Below are 19,415 nucleotides of genomic sequence, written 5' to 3'. Positions count from 1 at the left end.
CGTATTCTCTGGAAAAAGGGCTGTCCCTTCTTGTTTGACAAAAGAAGTGTTCATTCGGCAAAGATAGCTGTCATCGGCAAAGATTCATGTTGAATCGACAGCGAAGACAATTTGCTTTTGACGGTTTCCCTACCCTATACTATAATTAATATGTTATGGATTAAATATGAGGTGAAGGTCCGTGTTAGATCGTTTACAAGCAGTAGAAGAACGTTATGAGAAATTGAATCAGCTTTTAATGGATCCAGAAGTTGTGAACGATCCGAAAAAGCTTCGTGAATATTCGAAAGAGCAATCAGATTTACAAGAAACCGTTGATGTTTACAGAGAATATAAATCCGTTACAGAGCAGTTAAACGATGCGAAAGCGATGCTAGAAGAAAAGCTGGATGCGGAAATGCGTGAAATGGTTAAAGAAGAGGTATCTGAGCTACAATCACGCGAAGAAGAATTATCAGAACGCTTAAAAGTATTATTGCTTCCAAAAGATCCGAATGATGACAAAAACGTTATTATGGAGATCCGTGGTGCTGCCGGCGGTGAAGAAGCAGCGTTATTTGCAGCTGATTTATATCGTATGTATAGCCGTTATGCCGAAGCGCAAGGGTGGAAGACAGAAGTGATGGAGGCAAACAGCACTGGAACAGGTGGTTACAAAGAAATCATCTTTATGATTAACGGAAAAGGTGCTTATTCTCGTTTGAAGTTTGAAAACGGTGCTCACCGTGTACAGCGCGTTCCGGAGACAGAGTCAGGTGGACGTATTCACACTTCTACGGCAACCGTTGCTTGTTTACCAGAGGCAGAAGAAGTAGAAGTAGAAGTTCACGAAAAGGATATTCGTGTTGATACGTTTGCCTCTAGCGGCCCTGGAGGTCAAAGTGTTAATACGACCATGTCAGCTGTTCGTTTAACACACTTACCAACTGGGATTGTCGTATCATGCCAAGATGAAAAGTCTCAGATTAAAAATAAAGAAAAAGCGATGAAAGTACTACGTGCTCGTATTTATGATAAATTCCAACAAGAAGCACAGGCAGAATACGATCAAACGAGAAAATTAGCTGTCGGTTCTGGAGACCGCTCTGAACGAATTCGTACGTATAACTTCCCGCAAAACCGCGTAACCGACCACCGCATCGGATTAACGATTCAAAAGCTTGATCAAATCCTCGAAGGGAAGCTTGATGAAGTCATCGATGCCCTAATCGTGGAAGATCATGCGAATAAGCTGCAACAAGCAGGAGAGTAACAAATGCCAAAAGTATATGAAGCCCTCAAATGGGCTTCTTCTTTTTTACTTGATGCGGGAAGAGAAGAAAGAGTAGCCGAAATATTACTTTGTCATCATTTAAAAATGACCCACGCCCAATTGCTAGCTCATTTACGAATGGATATAGAAGAAGACATTTGGCAAATGTATCAGGAAGATGTAAAGAAGCATGGGAATAAAGGTATACCTGTCCAATACATTATCGGGTACGAGCATTTTTACGGACGCGTGTTTATTGTAAATAAAGAAGTGTTAATTCCAAGGCCGGAAACAGAGGAATTAATCGTTGGCATTTTAGATCGAACAAATCGCCTATTTCCTGAGCGTGAGGAAATAAAAGTTGTTGATGTCGGGACAGGTAGTGGCGCGATTGCCGTGACATTAGCACGTGAAAACGAAAAGATGAAGGTTACGGGAATTGACATCGCATCTGAATCACTGACCGTTGCAAAAAAAAATGCGGAACAATTCCATGCGTCAGTAAGCTTTATTCAAGGTGATTTGCTTGCACCATTAATTGAAAAAGGAGAGAAAGTTGATATTGTCGTATCAAACCCTCCGTATATTCCAGACGAAGAGGTCGAAGTTCTCTCCCCTATTGTCAAAGATTTTGAGCCAATACGTGCTTTAGCCGGCGGTCAAGATGGGCTCACGTTTTACCGCCGGTTAGCAGAAGACATTCCGAAGGTGATCGGTACAAAAGCGCTCATCGGTTTTGAAGTTGGAGCTGGTCAAGGAGAAGCGGTCGCGAGCTTATTGAAGCGATCGATGCCAGACGCTGAAGTAGAAATTGTATTTGATATAAATGGAAAAGACCGAATGGTTTTTGCTACTTGTTTTAGGAAATGTTAATAAACGGCGCTGTTCTGTCCAGCTTCAGCGCCTGTCCTCTCGTGACGCCATAAAGGCAAAAAACGCCTTTGCGTCGTAAGAACATTTTTGCCTGAGGTTGAGCAAGGCGCTTATGCTTTTCTTAGTTACAATAGGCTGTTCCGGGATACCGGTGCGGCTTTTTGTTTTGAAACGAGATTGGCAAAAACGATTCTTCCAACCATCGTTTCTCATAAACTAGTAATAGATTTTTTGCAATAGAACGTTTAAGCTGCCTCCCCTTTGACCATAATGACAACTGAAGGGAGAGGGGAACGATGAAAAGACAATTATTCGTTATTATTTATCTTTTTCTATTATTATTAGGTGGTATTTTAACAGCTTATCAAACACCGACTGTATCAGCAAATGGAACAGTCGTTATCCCAGATGAAGCGATTCGTCTACGAATCTTAGCAAATAGTAATCAAGAAGGGGATCAATCGCTAAAGCGTAAGATTCGCGATGAAATCAATGCCGAAGTCAATAAATGGGTGTTAAACATGACATCTATTGAAGAAGCAAGACGATTAATTCAAAATCGATTACCGGAAATTGAAGAGATTGTTCAAACGGTGTTAAAAGAAGAAAATAGTGAACAACCATTTACGGTTAATTTCAATAAAGTAGCTTTTCCAACAAAGCTTTACGGTCAATATTTATATCCAGCTGGAAACTATGAAGCGATTCTTGTAACATTAGGTGAAGGAAAAGGGGCGAATTGGTGGTGTGTATTGTTTCCGCCATTATGTTTTTTAGATTTTTCAAATAGCGAAGCAGTAGATGCGAAAGAGCTAGAAGAAGGTGTCACAGTAAATGAAGACGAAGAGGACGAAACAAAAGAGGCTGAAGTCATCAGTGACCTTGTGACAAACGAAGAAGATGATAAAGAAGAAGTAGAAGTGAAGTTTTTTATTGTCGAATGGTTTACAACATTATTCTCGTGAAATGGGAATAAAACAAAATTCTCCTCATACATTGGGTACTAGACACGATTGTGGAGGGGAAAAGATGTTTTATTCGTTAAGAATAGCCGAACAAAAAGATGTAGGAGCATTAAAAGAATTTATCGGACAAGCTGGCCTTTCAACAAATGGAATAGAAAACATGATCGAACAGTTTGTCCTGCTTGAATGTGATGAACGAGACATTGTTGGCTGTATTGGGATTGAGATGATTAAGAAAGATGGATTATTGCGTTCATTCGTTGCGTCGAAACACATAAACGAAGCGCATCTCGTCACATTATGGCAAAGTATCGATCTCCTCGTGAAGCATAAAAATATTCAAAAGATTTATTTGGTCACACATACCGGTGCCTCGTCGGAATTTCTAAAACTGGTAGGGTTTAAACCGATTCATATCGATCAAGTACCGAAACATATTGAGAATCATCAACATCTTCAAACGATGATGCACAATGAAACCGCAGTAGTTATGGTAAAATGAGAGTACAATCGTGGATAAGTGGTCATATCCACAAAGTTATCCACTTTTACAACAAGTTTTGTCCACAGTTTGTGGATAAAACTTGTTTATTTTGTTGAAAAACCTTATATTTTACGAAATAGTAATTGTGTAAAAGATAGAATAGGTTGTGAATAAAAGGAGTCGACACAAAATGGATACAAAGTTCTGGGTTGTGGATAATGTGGATAATGTAAATTCAGAAAGTTTACCAATACAGGAGGCTGCTCAATTTTTAAAGAGTGGTGAAGTCGTTGCCTTCCCCACGGAAACCGTATATGGCTTAGGAGCAGATGCGACATCAGATGAGGCGGTATTAAAAATATACGAAGCAAAAGGGCGGCCAAGTGATAATCCACTTATTGTCCACATTGCCGACAAACATCAAGTAAACGATATCGCTACTTCCATACCGGAATATGCATATAAGCTGATGGAAACGTTTTGGCCAGGGCCGCTTACGTTTATTTTGCCGAAAAAAGCGGGGTTATCCACATATGTCACAGCGGGGTTAAATACAGTCGCCATTCGAATGCCAAGCCATCCTGTTGCGCTTAGTCTTATTAAAGCTTCCGAACTACCGATTGCTGCCCCTAGTGCGAATCTTTCCGGAAAACCGAGTCCAACGCTTGCTAAACATGTTGAGCAAGACTTGCATGGTCGCATCGCTGGGATTGTCGATGGGGGGATGACAGGAGTCGGAGTGGAGTCAACAGTCCTCGACTGTACCGAAAAAATGCCCGTGATCTTACGGCCAGGCGGCATATCCAAAGAAGAGATAGAAGAAGTAATTGGTAAAGTAGAATACGATAAAAATATCGTAGATGAAGCAAAAAAACCGAAATCACCTGGAATGAAATATACGCATTATGCACCGGATGCCCCCCTTTCAATTGTTGAAGGAAGTCCACAGTTTTTACAATCGCTCATTGAAAAATACCGCAGTCAAGGTAAAAAGGTAGGGGTGTTAACAACTGAAGAGCATCGAACTTCCTATAATGCTGACCATATCATTGTTTGTGGAAAAAGAAGCGACTTATCCACAGTAGCAGCTCATCTTTATGATGCTCTCCGTTCATTTAATGAACAATCATTAGATGTGTTATTAAGTGAATCGTTTCCAAAAGTCGGGGTAGGTCAAGCCATTATGAATCGTTTGTTAAAAGCAGCGGGGCAACGCGTTATTAAAGAGTCAAATGAATAGAGAAGTCATAATCTCCTTCGGGTACGCATAGTTTGAATTAGGCGTGTCCAAGGAGGTTTTTTTATGTTAGAAGAACTATTAACACTAACGATTATGGCATTCGCGCTCGGTATGGATGCATTTTCAGTTGGACTAGGAATGGGTTTGATTGAAATGAGAATGAGGCAAATTTTTTATATCGGTTTAACGATCGGTATTTTTCACATGATTATGCCACTTTCTGGGATGATGATTGGAAAGGTTATTTCTGAACAACTAGGGTTTCTCGCGACTTATGCAGGCGGGAGTTTACTCATCATCTTAGGTATCCAAATGATTATCGCATCGTTTCGCCAAGATGAAACCCCTTTAATCACGCCAATGGGATTTGGGTTATTCGTTTTTTCATTAAGTGTTAGTTTAGATAGTTTTTCTGTCGGTTTAAGCTTAGGCATTTATGGCGCTCGAACGATTTTAACGATACTTTTGTTTGGTTTTGTCAGTATGGTCTTAACATGGGGCGGATTACTTATCGGTAAACATGTAAAAAATTGGATCGGTGCATATAGTGAATCGCTTGGTGGGTGCATATTACTCGCCTTTGGCATCAAATTATTAATACCGATGTAAAGATTACTTGGCGGTTATGCCAAGTTTTTTATTTTTTGGCTACAACTTCGTATAGTGACTGAAGTAGCGGAAAAGTAGTGCAATTAACCCAAATTAGATGCAAATCGGGATAAGGAAATGCAAAAAGAGAACATCATGTGCAATAATTTCAGAGATTCGTGCAATTAATCAGTAATCTCGTGCAATTGTTCCTTAAAGTGGTGCAATTCATGTGAAAACTCGTGCAATTAGCGTTTTTTCACCGAGGTATTCGTTAAAAAGATAGCTAGTCAATTATTGAAAGCGATTTCACCAAACCTCTTCCTCACATAATGTAGCCAATTCAACCCACCCTTCATAAATTTAGAAAAATTCATGAATTAAATCGAATAAGAATTACGAGGATGAATGGATTTCGATTATAATAAAAATATGTGAAGAAAAGTGGGCAAAAAGGAGTGGGTCTATTGCAACAAAACATTTTATTTGTTTGTACAGGTAATACATGTCGTAGTCCGATGGCTGAATCGCTTTTACGTCAAATGAGTGAGGGGAAAATGAATGTTCGATCCGCTGGTGTATTTGCGATGGATGGAAGTGAGGCATCGATGAATACGATCGAAGTATTAAAAGAAAAAGGAATTGATATCGAGCACCGTTCCTCTTCGTTAACTAAAGAGCTTGTTGATTGGGCAACGTATATTTTAACGATGACAGAAAGTCATAAACAACTGGTGTGCGATGAGTTTCCGGAGGCATCGTATAAAACGCATACATTATCTGAATTTGTTTTCGACCGTCAAGAGGATGTAATCGATCCATTTGGTGGTTCGCTTGAAACATATCGCTTAACTAGGGAAGATTTGTACAAAAAAATTGAGAAACTTGTTGAAAAATTGATGGAGGAGAAGTAGAAGTGAGTATTGTGGATGCCCGAAAGCGATATCGATTTGGTCTTCGTCAAAAGCTCGTATTATTTACAACGATTTTAGCTATTATTACATATTCTACAAGCGCTTTTTTTATTTACATAGTCTATGAATTTGTCGCGCAATATATTTCTGAAGTATTTTTTACGATTATGACGTTTTCTCTTGGCATTATATGGTCTGGAATTTTAGCTTATATTGCGGCTGGATTCATCATAAAACCGTTGCAACGCCTTGAACAGTCAGCAAAAAAGGCGGCAGAAGGAGACATTCAAGAAGATGTACCCGTATCAGGAAGTAGCGATGAAATCCAAGCTTTAGGTATCGCGTTCAATCATATGCTAGCGAATTTACGAGATATGGTACGAAAAATAAATACAAATTTTGAGAATACGAATCAACAAGTACAAAGTATTCATTTAGCAACCGAAGAAGCAGAACAGAAAGCGAAAAGTATTACATACACGATTGAAGAAATTTCACGTGGTTCAGATCAAACCGCTATATCCATTCAAGAGACGGCAGAATCGTTAGAAGATACAGTAAAATTAGCAAATGAAGTCGAAACGAAAGCAAAAAAATCAGAACAATTATCAAATGAAATGGTTCAATCACTTGACCAAAGCACAAAAGTGTTTCACTCTTTAATTAGCGGTATTCATCATTTAGCAGAGAAAAGCGAGTCGTCCATAGAGGTTGTGCAGCGATTAGAAATGAATGCGAAAAAAGTAGAATCTATTATATCACTCGTTGGGGATATTGCCGATCAAACGAATTTACTCGCCTTAAATGCTTCAATTGAGGCAGCGCGAGCGGGGGAACATGGAAAAGGGTTCGCTGTTGTTGCCCAAGAAGTTCGGAAACTAGCGGATGAAAGTGCAAAGGCTGTCCAAGGGATTTCAAGATTAATCCAAAACATTCAACATGAAGTGAATGAAGTCGTCTTACAAATTCGTGAACAAGTAACCGACGCACGAACAGAAGTGAAAAAAGGAGAAGAAACAGAACAAAAGCTTGAAGAAATGGGACAGTCCATCTTGCAAGTTGCCGAAGCGGTCAAACAAATTTCACGTCTTGCCAAGCGGCAAATGGATGGCATTCAACAAACAGGAGCACAATCGGAAGAAGTAGCGGCGATTGCTGAGGAAACATCTGCAGGCTCACAAGAAGTAACACGTGCTGTGCAAGATCAAACGAAGAATATCGAAAACATTCATCATTTAACGAAAAATCTTTTAGTGAGTGCCGAACAATTAAAACAAATGATTGAACGGTTTACGTATTAATAATAGGAGGGTTTTATATGAAAGTTATACTTGCATCAGACCACGGTGGAATAAATATTAGAGAAGAAGTAAGAAAGCTACTAGAAGAGATGAATATTGAATATGAGGATGTAGGGTGCGACTGTGAAACGTCCGTTGACTATCCGGATTATGCGCTGCCTGTTGCAGAGCGCGTAGCAAGTGGTGAGTTTGATCGCGGCATATTAATTTGTGGAACAGGTATTGGCATGAGCATTGCAGCCAATAAAGTAAAAGGAATTCGTTGTGCACTTGTTCATGATGTTTTTAGTGCAAAAGCTACACGTGAGCATAATGACAGCAATATATTAGCGATGGGTGAGCGAGTGATCGGTCCTGGCTTAGCGATAGAAATCGCAAAAACATGGCTTACAACCGAATATGAAGGTGGTCGTCATGCGCGCCGTGTCGGAAAAATTACGGAATACGAAGAAAAGAATCTGTAAGGAGCGATCACAATGTCACACTTACAGGATTGGAAAGAAGAACTCTCTTCCATTTTACAAGAATTCAAGCAACAAGTTTCTTTCCGTCAAGGTCAGCTTTTTGTCATTGGATGCAGCACGAGTGAAGTGATCGGAGAAAGAATCGGAACGGCCGGTGCGAATACGATTGCTGAAATGATTTACAATGAGTTATTTCAGTTTCATAAAGAAACAGGTGTCGACTTGGCCTTCCAATGTTGTGAACATTTAAATCGCGCATTAGTTATCGAACGCGAAGTAGCGGAAAAAAACAAGTTCGAACTTGTATCGGTCGTCCCTGTACCGAAAGCAGGTGGTTCGATGGCTGCCTATGCATTTGAACAGATGAAAGACCCGGTTGTTGTCGAGTTTATTAAGGCGGATGCTGGTATGGATATTGGCGATACATTAATCGGAATGCACTTAAAACATGTAGCCGTCCCGGTTCGTTGCTCGCGTAATACAATTGGTCATGCACACGTCACGCTAGCAACAACGAGACCGAAACTAATCGGTGGCGCGCGAGCACAATATGAACAAACGAAAAAAGAGGAATCGTGTACGTGAATCATCTGAAAGGCAAAATGTTCTTACGCATTTTGCCTTTTATTATTTACATAGTTAAAACCCGTATAAAAAAATATATTATAAACAAAATGTGTGTAAATAATGATATAATTATAAATAGGAATGAATTTTAAAAGCGAAAAATACATAAATCCCGAACGAATATGTAAAAATGACTTGAAAAAATAATATCTTTATATAAAATAAAGAAAAATAGATATTATTTCGGTTGGACAAAAATGATGGGGTACATTCGTTGTGACCATACGACGTAGAAAATAAGTTTTTGTGACCAACGAAACATGCTAAAATGTAATAGTACAAACTGTGAAAATTTTTTGAATCATTCATGCGAGTGTTTTGGTTTAAAAGAAGCAGTATACAGCTTGCATATTTATGCGCATCTTATGTAAGACAAGCTCACTATTCATGCACCGATATAAAGAAAGGGGAACTTAACGATGAACAATATCCAAAACCAAGATCCACAAGTATTTCAAGCGATTCAAGATGAATTAAAACGCCAGCGTACAAAAATTGAACTAATCGCATCTGAAAACTTTGTTAGTGAAGCCGTAATGGAAGCCCAAGGATCTGTGTTAACAAACAAATATGCAGAAGGTTATCCTGGTCGTCGTTATTACGGAGGCTGTGAGTATGTAGACGTAGTTGAAAATATCGCGCGCGATCGTGCAAAAGAAATCTTCGGTGCAGAACATGTAAACGTTCAGCCACACTCTGGTTCACAAGCAAATATGGCGGTTTATTATGCAGCATTAGAGCCAGGTGATACGGTTTTAGGAATGAACCTTTCTCACGGTGGCCATTTAACACACGGAAGCCCTGTAAATTTTAGTGGTATACAGTTCAACTTCGTTGAATACGGTGTCGACCAAGAAACACATTTGATTAATTATGAAGATGTTCGCCAAAAAGCGATTGAACATAAACCAAAGCTAATTGTAGCAGGTGCTAGCGCGTACCCACGTGAAATTGATTTCAAAAAGTTCCGTGAAATTGCAGATGAAGTAGGAGCTTACTTAATGGTTGATATGGCTCACATTGCAGGGCTTGTTGCTTCTGGCTTACATCAAAATCCTGTTCCGTATGCTCATTTTGTGACAACGACAACGCATAAAACATTACGCGGTCCACGCGGCGGTATGATTTTATGTAAAGAAGAGTTCGCGAAAAAAGTTGACAAGTTTATTTTCCCTGGAATTCAAGGTGGCCCATTAATGCATGTGATTGCAGCAAAAGCTGTTGCTTTTGGCGAAGCATTACAAGATGAGTTCAAAACTTATTCACAAAACATTATTACAAATGCCAAACGCTTAGCCGAAAAATTAACAGCAGAGGGAATTGAGCTTGTCTCTGGTGGTACAGACAATCACTTAATTTTAATTGATGTGCGTAATTTAAATATAACGGGTAAAGTCGCTGAACATGTCCTTGATGAAATTGGCATTACCGTTAATAAAAATACAATTCCTTATGACCCAGAATCACCATTTGTTACTAGCGGTATTCGTATCGGTACAGCAGCTGTAACTAGCCGCGGTTTTGGTGTGGAAGAAATGGATGAAATTGGATCGATCATTTCCCTCGCATTAAAAAATCATGAGAATGAAGAAAAGCTTGAAGAAGCAAGAAATCGTGTAAATGCACTTTCGGAAAAATTTTCTCTATATCCGAGCCTTTAAAAAGATGAAAAGCATCTTCCTTTATGGAGGGTGCTTTTTATGTGACTGTTTTCGTATAAATTTGAATGAAGTGATGATTTCTAGAAAGGTGAGAATAGCATTTTTTCAAAATCAGTACGAGTTAAATGAAGGGAAGGTCGTGCAATTAAAGGCCTTTATGTGCAAATAATGCATGAAATATGCAATTAGACAAAATGATGTGCAATTATTTTGAGATTCGTGCAATTAAAGGCCGAGTTCGTGCAATTGTTTCCAAAAGTGGTGCAATTATTTCTAAAACCCGTGCAATTATCCTTTATAAGCCCCTCTCCCATTTAATGAAAGAACTTTTTGCTAACGCTTTCAAATAAAAAACATATTCATTTCCTTTTTTAATAAACATGAGCTTGACGGTGTTTACAATTTATCTACGATTTCCAAAACTCCCTTTTTTATAATGCTTTTAAAAGTTGAAACGACGCTCTTTTTTCTGTACAATCGATTGAGGTGCAAAAGAGAAAAGGAGATGTGTAGCGTGGGTAAAGTGTATGTGTTTGATCATCCGTTAATTCAACATAAGTTAACGTATATTCGCGATAAAAATACGGGTACAAAAGAGTTTCGTGAGTTAGTTGACGAAGTTGCTACATTAATGGCATTTGAAATTACACGCGACTTACCACTTGAAGAAGTGGAAGTTGAAACACCTGTAAGTAAAGCAAAGGCTAAACTGTTATCAGGTAAAAAGCTTGGGGTTATCCCTATTTTACGTGCAGGCTTAGGAATGGTAGACGGAATATTAAAATTAATCCCTGCAGCAAAAGTTGGTCATGTTGGTCTTTATCGTGACCCTGAAACGTTAAAGCCGGTTGAATATTATGTGAAGCTTCCTTCTGACGTAGAAGAGCGCGAACTAATCGTAGTCGATCCAATGCTTGCAACAGGAGGTTCTGCTGTTGAAGCGATTCATGCGTTAAAGAAACGCGGTGCGAAAAACATCCGTTTTATGTGCTTAGTAGCAGCTCCTGAAGGTGTGGAAGTGATGCAAAAGGAACACCCAGATGTTGATATTTATATCGCAGCACTAGATGAAAAATTAAACGATCACGGATATATTGTTCCAGGACTAGGCGATGCAGGTGACCGCTTATTTGGAACAAAATAAAGTATTACAGCAAGCACGCGTTGCTTGCTGTTTTATTTTTAATTTCGATAAAATGATAAAAATTTAGCCTTCATTCATGAAAAACAAGGATAAGAGCAAACTAACGATTGAGGTGAGAATATGTGTTCATTCGTTAAAAGCTCTTTTTTTATGATGTTTATCATCATCTTCTATCCACTACAAACGTATGCTACTATTCAATATCCAACCATCCCTGCATTACCTGAAGAAGATCAAGAGGAAAGGATAGCGATGATTATCGTCGTGAATGATCAGCCGCTTTCAAAAGTGAAGCGACGCATTCGACAAAGCTATCCTTCTGTTCTTATACGTCATCAGTTTCAAACAGCGTTTACCGGTTTTTCCGTTGAAGGGAAACGAGGGGACCTAGAAAAATTAATGAAAGAATCTTATATTTCTCATGCAAGCCCTGTCGCTACGTATGAGACACATATTGAAGAAAGTGTTCCATTTATTGGTGGGGAACAAATTCGCGGTTACTTTAACGAACGAAATGAGCGTTTAACAGGGAAAGGTGTAACCGTTGCGATTGTAGATACCGGGATCGATTATACACATCCAGATTTACGCCATAGCTTCAAAGGAGGCTATGACTTCGTGGATATCGACACAGATCCGATGGAAACAAAGGCGAATGAACTTGGGGCAACGATTCACGGAACACATGTAGCTGGAATTATTGCAGCAGATGGTAAATTAAAAGGAATGGCCCCTGACGCCTCCATTATTATGTACAGAGCATTAGGTCCGAATGGAATGGGGACATCTGAGCAAGTCATTGCTGCCATTGAAAAAGCGATTGAAGATAAGGTAGATGTTTTAAACTTATCGCTAGGGAATGATGTGAATGGGCCCGACTGGCCAACGAGTCTTGCTTTAAATAAAGCGGTTGAAAAAGGGATCATCGCGGTTGTGTCTAGTGGAAACTCCGGTCCAAAACCGTGGACTGTAGGTTCGCCTGGAACAGCAAGTAAAGCGATTTCTGTCGGGGCATCAACACCGCCTATTAAAGTGCCGTATTTGTCGCTTTCGGGATACCGGAAACAAATAAAGCTACTTCCACTTTATGGAGCGAAAGAATGGGATTTAACAGGCTCTGAAGATATCATATATGCGAAGCTTGGTGAAGAAGAGGACTTCCCAAATGATGTTCAAGGGAAAGTCGTTTTATTAAAACGCGGAAAGCTATCGTTTACAGAAAAAGTTCAAAATTCAATTAATCGCGGTGCAAAAGCTGTGCTTATTTATAATGATGTAAAAGGGCGCTTTATCGGTCATTTAGAAAAAGAGTTTTCGATTCCAGTTGCTTCGATTTCCAAAGAAGATGGAGAGTGGTTGCGGCACAATTTGAAGAATCAAACTTGGTTAAAAACAGTTTATAAAAAAGAGGTCGACACATTAGCGGACTTCAGTTCAAGAGGTCCGGTGACAACTTCATGGGATATTAAGCCGGATGTTGTAGCACCAGGTGTTGCCATTGATAGCACGATCCCTAGTGGTTATTTAGCCTTACAAGGAACGAGTATGGCAGCACCGCATGTGGCAGGAGCTTGTGCCTTAATTAAACAAGTGCGACCAAATTGGACGCCGGAACAAGTGAAAGCATCGCTTATGAATAGTGCTAAACCATTAAAAAGTAAAGAAGGGAACCTATTGCCAGCTTATGAGCAAGGAGCGGGACGGATTGATGTCGTAAAAGCCATACAGACAGAGGCACTCGTTTATCCAGCCTCTATTACATTCGGACAATTGAAGTCGAGTGGCGCACGTGTACAAAAGCAAGTAACACTAACGCTTGATAATCAATCGAATTATCCAAAGAAATTTATATTTTTACAGCCTGATCATCGAGAGGGCATTCAATGGAAACTGCCTAAAACAATCGTTATACGTGCAAATGAACAAAAGCAGGTGACGGTGACAGCGGATATTACGCCAAGCTTGTTTCATCAAGGCGTATATGATGGCTCCCTCTACGTACAAGCGGATGATCAACAAATCCGTATTCCGTATTTATTTGTTACTGATGAGCCAGACTATCCACGACTTATGGGGTTTGAATTCGGATTAGCAGATATCGCGAACACCTTTCATTATGAGCTTTATTTACCGGGTGGAGCGGATGAGTTTGGAATTGCATTGTACGATCCAGACACACTTCGTTTTATTGGCTTTTTAGACTGGGAACGAAATGTAAAAAGGGGCTTAAGATCGATCGATATAAAAAAAGAAAAACTACACCTTCCAGAAGGCCTTTATAAGGCAATCATTTTTGCGAAAAAAGGAGAGAAGGAAGATCAATTAGAGACGGACATTTTACTCGATTTAAAACTGTTAAAAAGTCGCTGAAATTTTGTGAAAAAAATGTGAACAAATTGGAAGGCATTTGTCGATTTATGAAACTTTTAGAATGAAACAGATTGACATCGAATAGTGGCTATTGTATGCTAAACGGGGAGTAAATGATAAGGTTTTCACAATCCTTACATAAAGGTGTATAAAACCTTGAAAAATCCTTATATTATAAATGTTGTGAGGATTCAATATTATGCGACAAAACAAACGCCATCCGCTCCAAGCAATGGCTTTAATGTCTGTGATTTTGTCACAATTAGTCGGATCAACACTTATTGGTATTTTTGCAGGTAGATGGCTCGATGATCGTTTTCATTCAAGCCCGTTTTTTTTAATCATTGGCCTTCTCATCGGACTTGCTGCAGGGATATATGCCATGCTCCGGTTAGTCCAACACTATTTCTCAGGGGAATGAATTCAACGATGTATTCTTTCGAGAACTTACTAGCAAGGAGCAAAAAATATATATTGTATTTGTTTTCTATTTATGTTTTGGGGTGGGGGCTTACTTCTTATCAAACGATTTTCCTCGGACTCATTCTTGGTACTAGCTTTAGCCTCTACAATTTATGGTTACTAATTCGCAAATCTAAACAGTTTCGAGATAAAATGAATGAAGGACGGGCAGCACGTTCTTTAGGAACAATTTCGAGAATGGCCGCAGCAGGATTAGCGGTATTAATCTCACTAAGATTCCCTGAATACTTTCATTTTATAAGTGTAATTATTGGATTAATGACAATGTATGTTGTCATTATGATAGATTATTTTTTCTATATTCGCGGACAAGCTTGGGAAGAGAGGTGAATTCTGTTGGGTCACGAAGCTCCAATCGTTGAATTTTTAGGTCTGCACTTTAACTTAGCAAACATTCTTATGATCACGATTTCTTGTGTGATTGTATTCATCATCGCCGTATTATCAACCCGCACTTTATCCATGAATCCTACTGGAATGCAAAACTTTATGGAGTGGGTATTAGACTTTGTTAGAAACATCATCAACAGCACGATGGACTGGAAAACTGGCGGTCGCTTCTTAACATTAGGGGTTACCTTACTAATGTATATTTTCGTTGCGAACATGCTAGGACTTCCATTTTCCGTTATCGTTGGACATGAGCTATGGTGGAAATCACCAACTGCCGATCCAACCATTACATTAACGTTAGCGGTTATGGTTGTTGCCCTATCGCATTATTATGGTATTAAGCTAAAAGGGGCAGGCGAATATGGTCGCGATTTCTTAAGGCCACTTCCTTTCTTATTTCCTTTAAAGATAATTGAAGAGTTTGCAAACACATTAACGCTTGGTCTACGTCTTTACGGTAACATTTTTGCCGGTGAGATTTTACTTGGACTATTAGCGGGTCTTGCAACAAATGGATATGCCCAAAGCGTTGGTAGTGGTATTATCGGCACCATTGTTGCTATAGTACCAATGTTAGCGTGGCAAGGATTTAGTATTTTCGTCGGGGCCATCCAAGCCTTTATTTTCGTAATGTTAACGATGGTTTATATGGCACACAAAGTGAGTCATGACCATTAATCATATATTCACTAAGCTTTCATGATTTACATTTTATTTTTAAAAAAATATTTTCTAAATGATAAAAGGAGGACATTTCTCATGAATTTATTAGCAGCTGCAATTGCAATTGGTTTAGCGGCACTTGGTGCTGGTATTGGTAACGGTCTTATCGTATCTCGTACAGTTGAAGGTATTGCGCGTCAACCTGAAGCTCGCGGAATGCTTCAAACAACAATGTTTATCGGGGTTGCATTAGTTGAGGCGATTCCAATCATCGCGGTAGTTATCGCATTCATGGTATTTGGTGCGTAAATGATTGTTTACAACTAATGGCGAAGAATATTAAACACTTCGCCATTCCTTTATGTAAAGTAAAACATTTGAAAACGATTTAATTCGCGTTCTTATCCATATATGAGTTGACTTATTGAGTTAAGATGGAACTCTTGAAGGGAGTGAAAACAAGCCGTGTTAACATTTGACCTTGCCCTTGGTGCAGCTGGTGGCGCTTTTAATGGCGGAGATATTTTATTCCAGCTTATCGCATTTTTAATTTTGTTAGCATTGCTCAAAAAATATGCTTTTGGTCCGTTAATGGGCATGATGAAGAAGCGTGAAGATCACATTGCAAACGAAATTCGTTCTGCAGAGCAAAAGCATGAAGAAGTGAAAAAATTAGCAGAAGAGCAACGTGAACTACTGAAAAAGGCTCGTCAAGAATCACAAGAGCTTGTTGAAAATGCTAAGAAGATAGGCGAACAGCAAAAAGAAGATATTATTCAAACAGCTCGTGCTGAAGCTAACCGTTTAAAAGAGGCGGCTAGACAAGAAATCGAGCAAGAAAAAGAGCAAGCTGTTGCGGCATTACGTGAACAAGTCGCTTCATTATCTGTATTAGTTGCTTCTAAAGTCATTGAAAAGCAATTAAATGAAAAAGAACAAGAAAAGCTGATTAACGACTACATTAAAGAGGTAGGAGAAGAGTTATGATGGGTGTAGCTAAACGATATGCTCTCGCTCTTTTTCAAATCTCAAAAGAAAAAAAAGCCATTGATCAGTTCGAAAAAGAATTACGTGTTGTGAAACAAGTTTTTTCAGATAATAGCGATTTCTTACAAGTACTTACACATCCAAAAGTATCGCTAACGAATAAAAGAGCGTTAATACAAGAAGCATTTGTTTCTTTATCAAGTGACATTGTTAATACACTTCTTTTATTAATAGATCGTCATCGCATCGAGATTGTAACTGAACTTGCAGACCGCTTTGTAGAACTAGCGAATGAAGAACAAGGAACTCAAGATGCGACAGTTTATTCCGTTCGTCCACTAAATGATGAACAGTTAAAAGCTATTTCCGACGTTTTTGCCAAAAAAATCGGTAAAAAATCGCTTCGTCTTGAAAATGTTGTCGATGAAAGCTTAATCGGAGGCGTGAAACTCCGTATTGGTAACCGAATTTTTGACGGTAGCGTAAGCGGAAAGCTAGAACGTATTGAACGTGAATTAGTTGCGAAAAGTTCGTAGATAGGGGTGAAACTCATGAGCATCAAAGCTGAAGAAATTAGTGCGCTGATAAAAAAGCAAATTGAAAACTATCAGTCAGATATTAAAGTAAGTGATGTTGGTACTGTTATTCAAATTGGTGACGGTATTGCTCGTGCTCATGGCCTAGATAATGTCATGGCTGGTGAGCTTGTTGAGTTCTCAAACGGCGTTATGGGTATGGCTCAAAACCTTGAAGAAAATAACGTCGGTATCGTCATTTTAGGACCTTACACAGATATCCGTGAAGGGGACGAAGTTCGTCGTACGGGTCGTATCATGGAAGTTCCGGTTGGTGAAGAATTAGTTGGCCGTGTTGTAAATCCATTAGGACAACCAGTTGATGGATTAGGCCCAATTGAAACGACAAAAACGCGTCCGATCGAAAGTCCAGCACCTGGTGTAATGGATCGTAAATCTGTCCATGAGCCACTGCAAACAGGTATTAAAGCAATTGATGCACTTATTCCAATTGGTCGTGGTCAACGTGAGTTAATTATCGGTGACCGTCAAACAGGTAAAACGCAAGTTGCCATCGATACAATCTTGAACCAAAAAGATCAAGATATGATTTGTATTTACGTTGCAATCGGACAAAAAGAATCGACTGTTCGAAACGTAGTAGAAACGCTTCGTAAGCATGGTGCATTAGATTACACAATCGTTGTAACAGCATCTGCTTCTCAACCAGCTCCGCTGTTATTCTTAGCTCCTTACGCTGGTGTAACAATGGGTGAACACTTCATGTATAACGGTAAACACGTGCTTGTTGTATACGATGATTTATCAAAGCAAGCAGCTGCATACCGTGAGCTTTCTCTATTATTACGCCGTCCACCAGGACGTGAAGCATTCCCGGGGGATGTATTCTACTTACACTCTCGTCTTTTAGAGCGTGCAGCAAAATTAAGTGATGCAAAGGGAGCAGGTTCTTTAACTGCATTACCATTCGTTGAAACACAAGCTGGTGACATTTCAGCATATATTCCAACGAATGTTATTTCCATCACTGACGGACAGATTTTCTTGCAATCTGATTTATTCTTCTCTGGTGTTCGTCCAGCCGTAAACGCGGGTCTATCGGTATCTCGTGTTGGTGGTTCAGCACAAATTAAAGCGATGAAAAAAGTTTCTGGTACGTTACGTCTAGACTTAGCTGCGTATCGTGAATTAGAAGCTTTCGCACAATTCGGTTCAGATCTTGATAAAGCGACACAAGCGAAATTAAATCGTGGTGCGCGTACAGTTGAAGTTTTAAAGCAAGGCATTAACAAACCGATCGCTGTAGAAAAACAAGTAATGATCCTTTACACGTTAACAAAAGGATTATTAGATGATATTCCTGTTGAAGATATTCGTCGTTTCGAAGAAGAATTTTTCGCATATTTAGATCAAAACGAAAAAGAGCTTCTTAATGAAATTCGCACGACAGGAAACCTTCCTGAAGATGCGAAAATGGAAAAAGCGATTACAGGCTTTAAGAAGACATTTGCCGTTTCGGAATAATGTTTTGGTTGTGAAAAGCCTAAAAAATCGCTTTTCACAACCCCTTTAATGAGTCGGCTATTTTTCAATAAAGGTGGTGAAAACCTTTGGCATCCTTACGTGATATTAAATCAAGAATCACCTCAACGAAAAAAACAAGCCAGATTACAAAAGCGATGGAGATGGTTTCTGCGGCTAAATTAAACCGTGCAGAAAACAACGCAAAAGCTTTTGTACCATACATGGAGAAAATTCAAGAGGTGGTAGCAAACATTGCACTTGGCAGCACCGATGTTAACCACCCGATGTTACAAAAACGTCCGGTAAAAAAGACGGGTTATTTAGTCATTACATCAGATCGCGGTCTTGCTGGTGCGTTTAATAGCAGCATATTACGAACGGTATATCAAACGTTACAAAAACGTCATCAATCTAAAGATGAATATACCGTTATTGCAATCGGTAGAATTGGTCGTGATTTCTTTAAAAAACGAGGAATTTCAGTCGTTGAAGAAATTGTCGGGATCGGTGATGAGACAAGCTTTGTTGATATTAAAGAGATTACAATGAAAACGGTCCAATTATTTGCAGATGGTCATGTAGATGAACTTTATATGTACTACAACCATTATGTAAGTGCGATTCAGCAAGATGTAACGGAGAAAAAGCTTCTTCCGTTAACAGACATAGCGACAAGCAATAAAATGACATCTTATGAGTTTGAGCCAGGGGCGGAAGAAATATTAGAAGTATTACTTCCACAGTATGCAGAAAGCTTAATTTACGGTGCGTTACTAGATAGTAAAGCTAGTGAACATGCAGCACGTATGACAGCAATGAAAAATGCTACTGATAATGCGAAAGAGCTTATTAACACTCTTACGCTTTCTTATAACCGTGCACGTCAAGCAGCAATCACACAAGAAATTACAGAGATTGTTGGTGGTGCAGCAGCACTTGAATAGTG

Annotated in this window: 21 protein-coding genes and 1 pseudogene; all 22 read left to right on the top strand. The window is 39.2% G+C overall.

Annotated elements, in window-relative coordinates:
• Positions 1–181: 181 nt before the first annotated feature.
• The 22 genes and pseudogenes from prfA to atpG all read left to right on the top strand — a co-directional run bounded on the left by prfA (position 182) and on the right by atpG (position 19,413).
• On the top strand, positions 182–1,252 hold the full coding sequence (gene prfA, locus MLD65_RS11355) for a peptide chain release factor 1 (protein ID WP_243291984.1): 1,071 nt from the start codon (positions 182–184) through the stop codon (positions 1,250–1,252).
• Between the two features lie 3 nt (positions 1,253–1,255).
• Positions 1,256–2,125, top strand: a complete 870-nt coding sequence (gene prmC / locus MLD65_RS11350; RefSeq protein WP_243291983.1) for a peptide chain release factor N(5)-glutamine methyltransferase — start codon at positions 1,256–1,258, stop codon at positions 2,123–2,125.
• A gap of 296 nt (positions 2,126–2,421) precedes the next feature.
• Positions 2,422–3,090, top strand: coding sequence for a stage II sporulation protein R (spoIIR, locus tag MLD65_RS11345; RefSeq protein ID WP_243291982.1), 669 nt, complete (start codon positions 2,422–2,424; stop codon positions 3,088–3,090).
• Positions 3,091–3,154: 64 nt separating this feature from the next.
• Positions 3,155–3,592, top strand: coding sequence for a GNAT family N-acetyltransferase (locus MLD65_RS11340; protein ID WP_243291981.1), 438 nt, complete (start codon positions 3,155–3,157; stop codon positions 3,590–3,592).
• Positions 3,593–3,764: 172 nt separating this feature from the next.
• Positions 3,765–4,814 (top strand): L-threonylcarbamoyladenylate synthase, encoded by a 1,050-nt coding sequence (locus tag MLD65_RS11335; RefSeq protein ID WP_243291980.1) that lies wholly within the window; start codon positions 3,765–3,767, stop codon positions 4,812–4,814.
• Between the two features lie 63 nt (positions 4,815–4,877).
• Positions 4,878–5,423: a manganese efflux pump MntP gene (locus MLD65_RS11330; RefSeq protein ID WP_243291979.1), complete on the top strand. Its 546-nt coding sequence runs from the start codon at positions 4,878–4,880 to the stop codon at positions 5,421–5,423.
• Between the two features lie 446 nt (positions 5,424–5,869).
• Positions 5,870–6,316, top strand: coding sequence for a low molecular weight protein arginine phosphatase (locus MLD65_RS11325; RefSeq protein ID WP_243291978.1), 447 nt, complete (start codon positions 5,870–5,872; stop codon positions 6,314–6,316).
• A gap of 167 nt (positions 6,317–6,483) precedes the next feature.
• Positions 6,484–6,678, top strand: a pseudogene (locus MLD65_RS18430) (HAMP domain-containing protein); the annotation flags it as partial.
• A complete protein-coding gene (locus MLD65_RS11320; RefSeq protein WP_481748523.1) occupies positions 6,670–7,617 on the top strand; it encodes a methyl-accepting chemotaxis protein in 948 nt (315 codons plus the stop codon). The pseudogene MLD65_RS18430 and the gene MLD65_RS11320, both read left to right, overlap by 9 nt.
• Before the next feature lie 17 nt (positions 7,618–7,634).
• Positions 7,635–8,081 carry a ribose 5-phosphate isomerase B gene (gene rpiB / locus MLD65_RS11315; protein ID WP_243291977.1) on the top strand — a complete coding sequence of 149 codons (447 nt, stop codon included), beginning with the start codon at positions 7,635–7,637 and terminating at the stop codon, positions 8,079–8,081.
• 12 nt (positions 8,082–8,093) lie between these two features.
• Positions 8,094–8,666, top strand: a complete 573-nt coding sequence (locus MLD65_RS11310; protein ID WP_243291976.1) for a TIGR01440 family protein — start codon at positions 8,094–8,096, stop codon at positions 8,664–8,666.
• A 461-nt stretch (positions 8,667–9,127) separates the two neighbouring features.
• The gene (glyA, locus tag MLD65_RS11305) at positions 9,128–10,369 is read left to right on the top strand and encodes a serine hydroxymethyltransferase (RefSeq protein ID WP_243291975.1); all 1,242 of its coding nucleotides are present in this window, start codon (positions 9,128–9,130) and stop codon (positions 10,367–10,369) included.
• 514 nt (positions 10,370–10,883) lie between these two features.
• Positions 10,884–11,513 carry a uracil phosphoribosyltransferase gene (gene upp / locus MLD65_RS11300; protein ID WP_243291974.1) on the top strand — a complete coding sequence of 210 codons (630 nt, stop codon included), beginning with the start codon at positions 10,884–10,886 and terminating at the stop codon, positions 11,511–11,513.
• Positions 11,514–11,633: 120 nt separating this feature from the next.
• Positions 11,634–13,883 (top strand): S8 family serine peptidase, encoded by a 2,250-nt coding sequence (locus MLD65_RS11295; protein ID WP_279326051.1) that lies wholly within the window; start codon positions 11,634–11,636, stop codon positions 13,881–13,883.
• Positions 13,884–14,082: 199 nt separating this feature from the next.
• Entirely contained in the window at positions 14,083–14,304 is a 222-nt protein-coding gene (locus tag MLD65_RS11290; RefSeq protein WP_243291973.1) for an AtpZ/AtpI family protein, read from the top strand.
• 8 nt (positions 14,305–14,312) lie between these two features.
• Positions 14,313–14,696 (top strand): ATP synthase subunit I, encoded by a 384-nt coding sequence (locus tag MLD65_RS11285; RefSeq protein ID WP_243291972.1) that lies wholly within the window; start codon positions 14,313–14,315, stop codon positions 14,694–14,696.
• 6 nt (positions 14,697–14,702) lie between these two features.
• A complete protein-coding gene (atpB, locus tag MLD65_RS11280; RefSeq protein ID WP_243291971.1) occupies positions 14,703–15,437 on the top strand; it encodes a F0F1 ATP synthase subunit A in 735 nt (244 codons plus the stop codon).
• Positions 15,438–15,518: 81 nt separating this feature from the next.
• Entirely contained in the window at positions 15,519–15,731 is a 213-nt protein-coding gene (gene atpE / locus MLD65_RS11275) for a F0F1 ATP synthase subunit C (protein ID WP_044896341.1), read from the top strand.
• Positions 15,732–15,887: 156 nt separating this feature from the next.
• Positions 15,888–16,409 (top strand): F0F1 ATP synthase subunit B, encoded by a 522-nt coding sequence (gene atpF / locus MLD65_RS11270; RefSeq protein ID WP_243291970.1) that lies wholly within the window; start codon positions 15,888–15,890, stop codon positions 16,407–16,409.
• Positions 16,406–16,945, top strand: coding sequence for a F0F1 ATP synthase subunit delta (locus tag MLD65_RS11265; protein ID WP_243291969.1), 540 nt, complete (start codon positions 16,406–16,408; stop codon positions 16,943–16,945). The genes atpF and MLD65_RS11265 overlap by 4 nt, the downstream gene beginning before the upstream one ends.
• Before the next feature lie 15 nt (positions 16,946–16,960).
• Positions 16,961–18,469, top strand: coding sequence for a F0F1 ATP synthase subunit alpha (gene atpA / locus MLD65_RS11260; protein WP_243291968.1), 1,509 nt, complete (start codon positions 16,961–16,963; stop codon positions 18,467–18,469).
• Between the two features lie 86 nt (positions 18,470–18,555).
• On the top strand, positions 18,556–19,413 hold the full coding sequence (gene atpG / locus MLD65_RS11255; RefSeq protein ID WP_243291967.1) for an ATP synthase F1 subunit gamma: 858 nt from the start codon (positions 18,556–18,558) through the stop codon (positions 19,411–19,413).
• Positions 19,414–19,415 lie beyond the last annotated feature (2 nt).

The sequence above is a fragment of the Bacillus sp. FJAT-47783 genome (assembly GCF_022808615.1).
Taxonomy (GTDB): Bacteria; Bacillota; Bacilli; order Bacillales; family Aeribacillaceae; genus Bacillus_BZ.
This window is presented reverse-complemented; position numbering and strand designations above follow the sequence as displayed.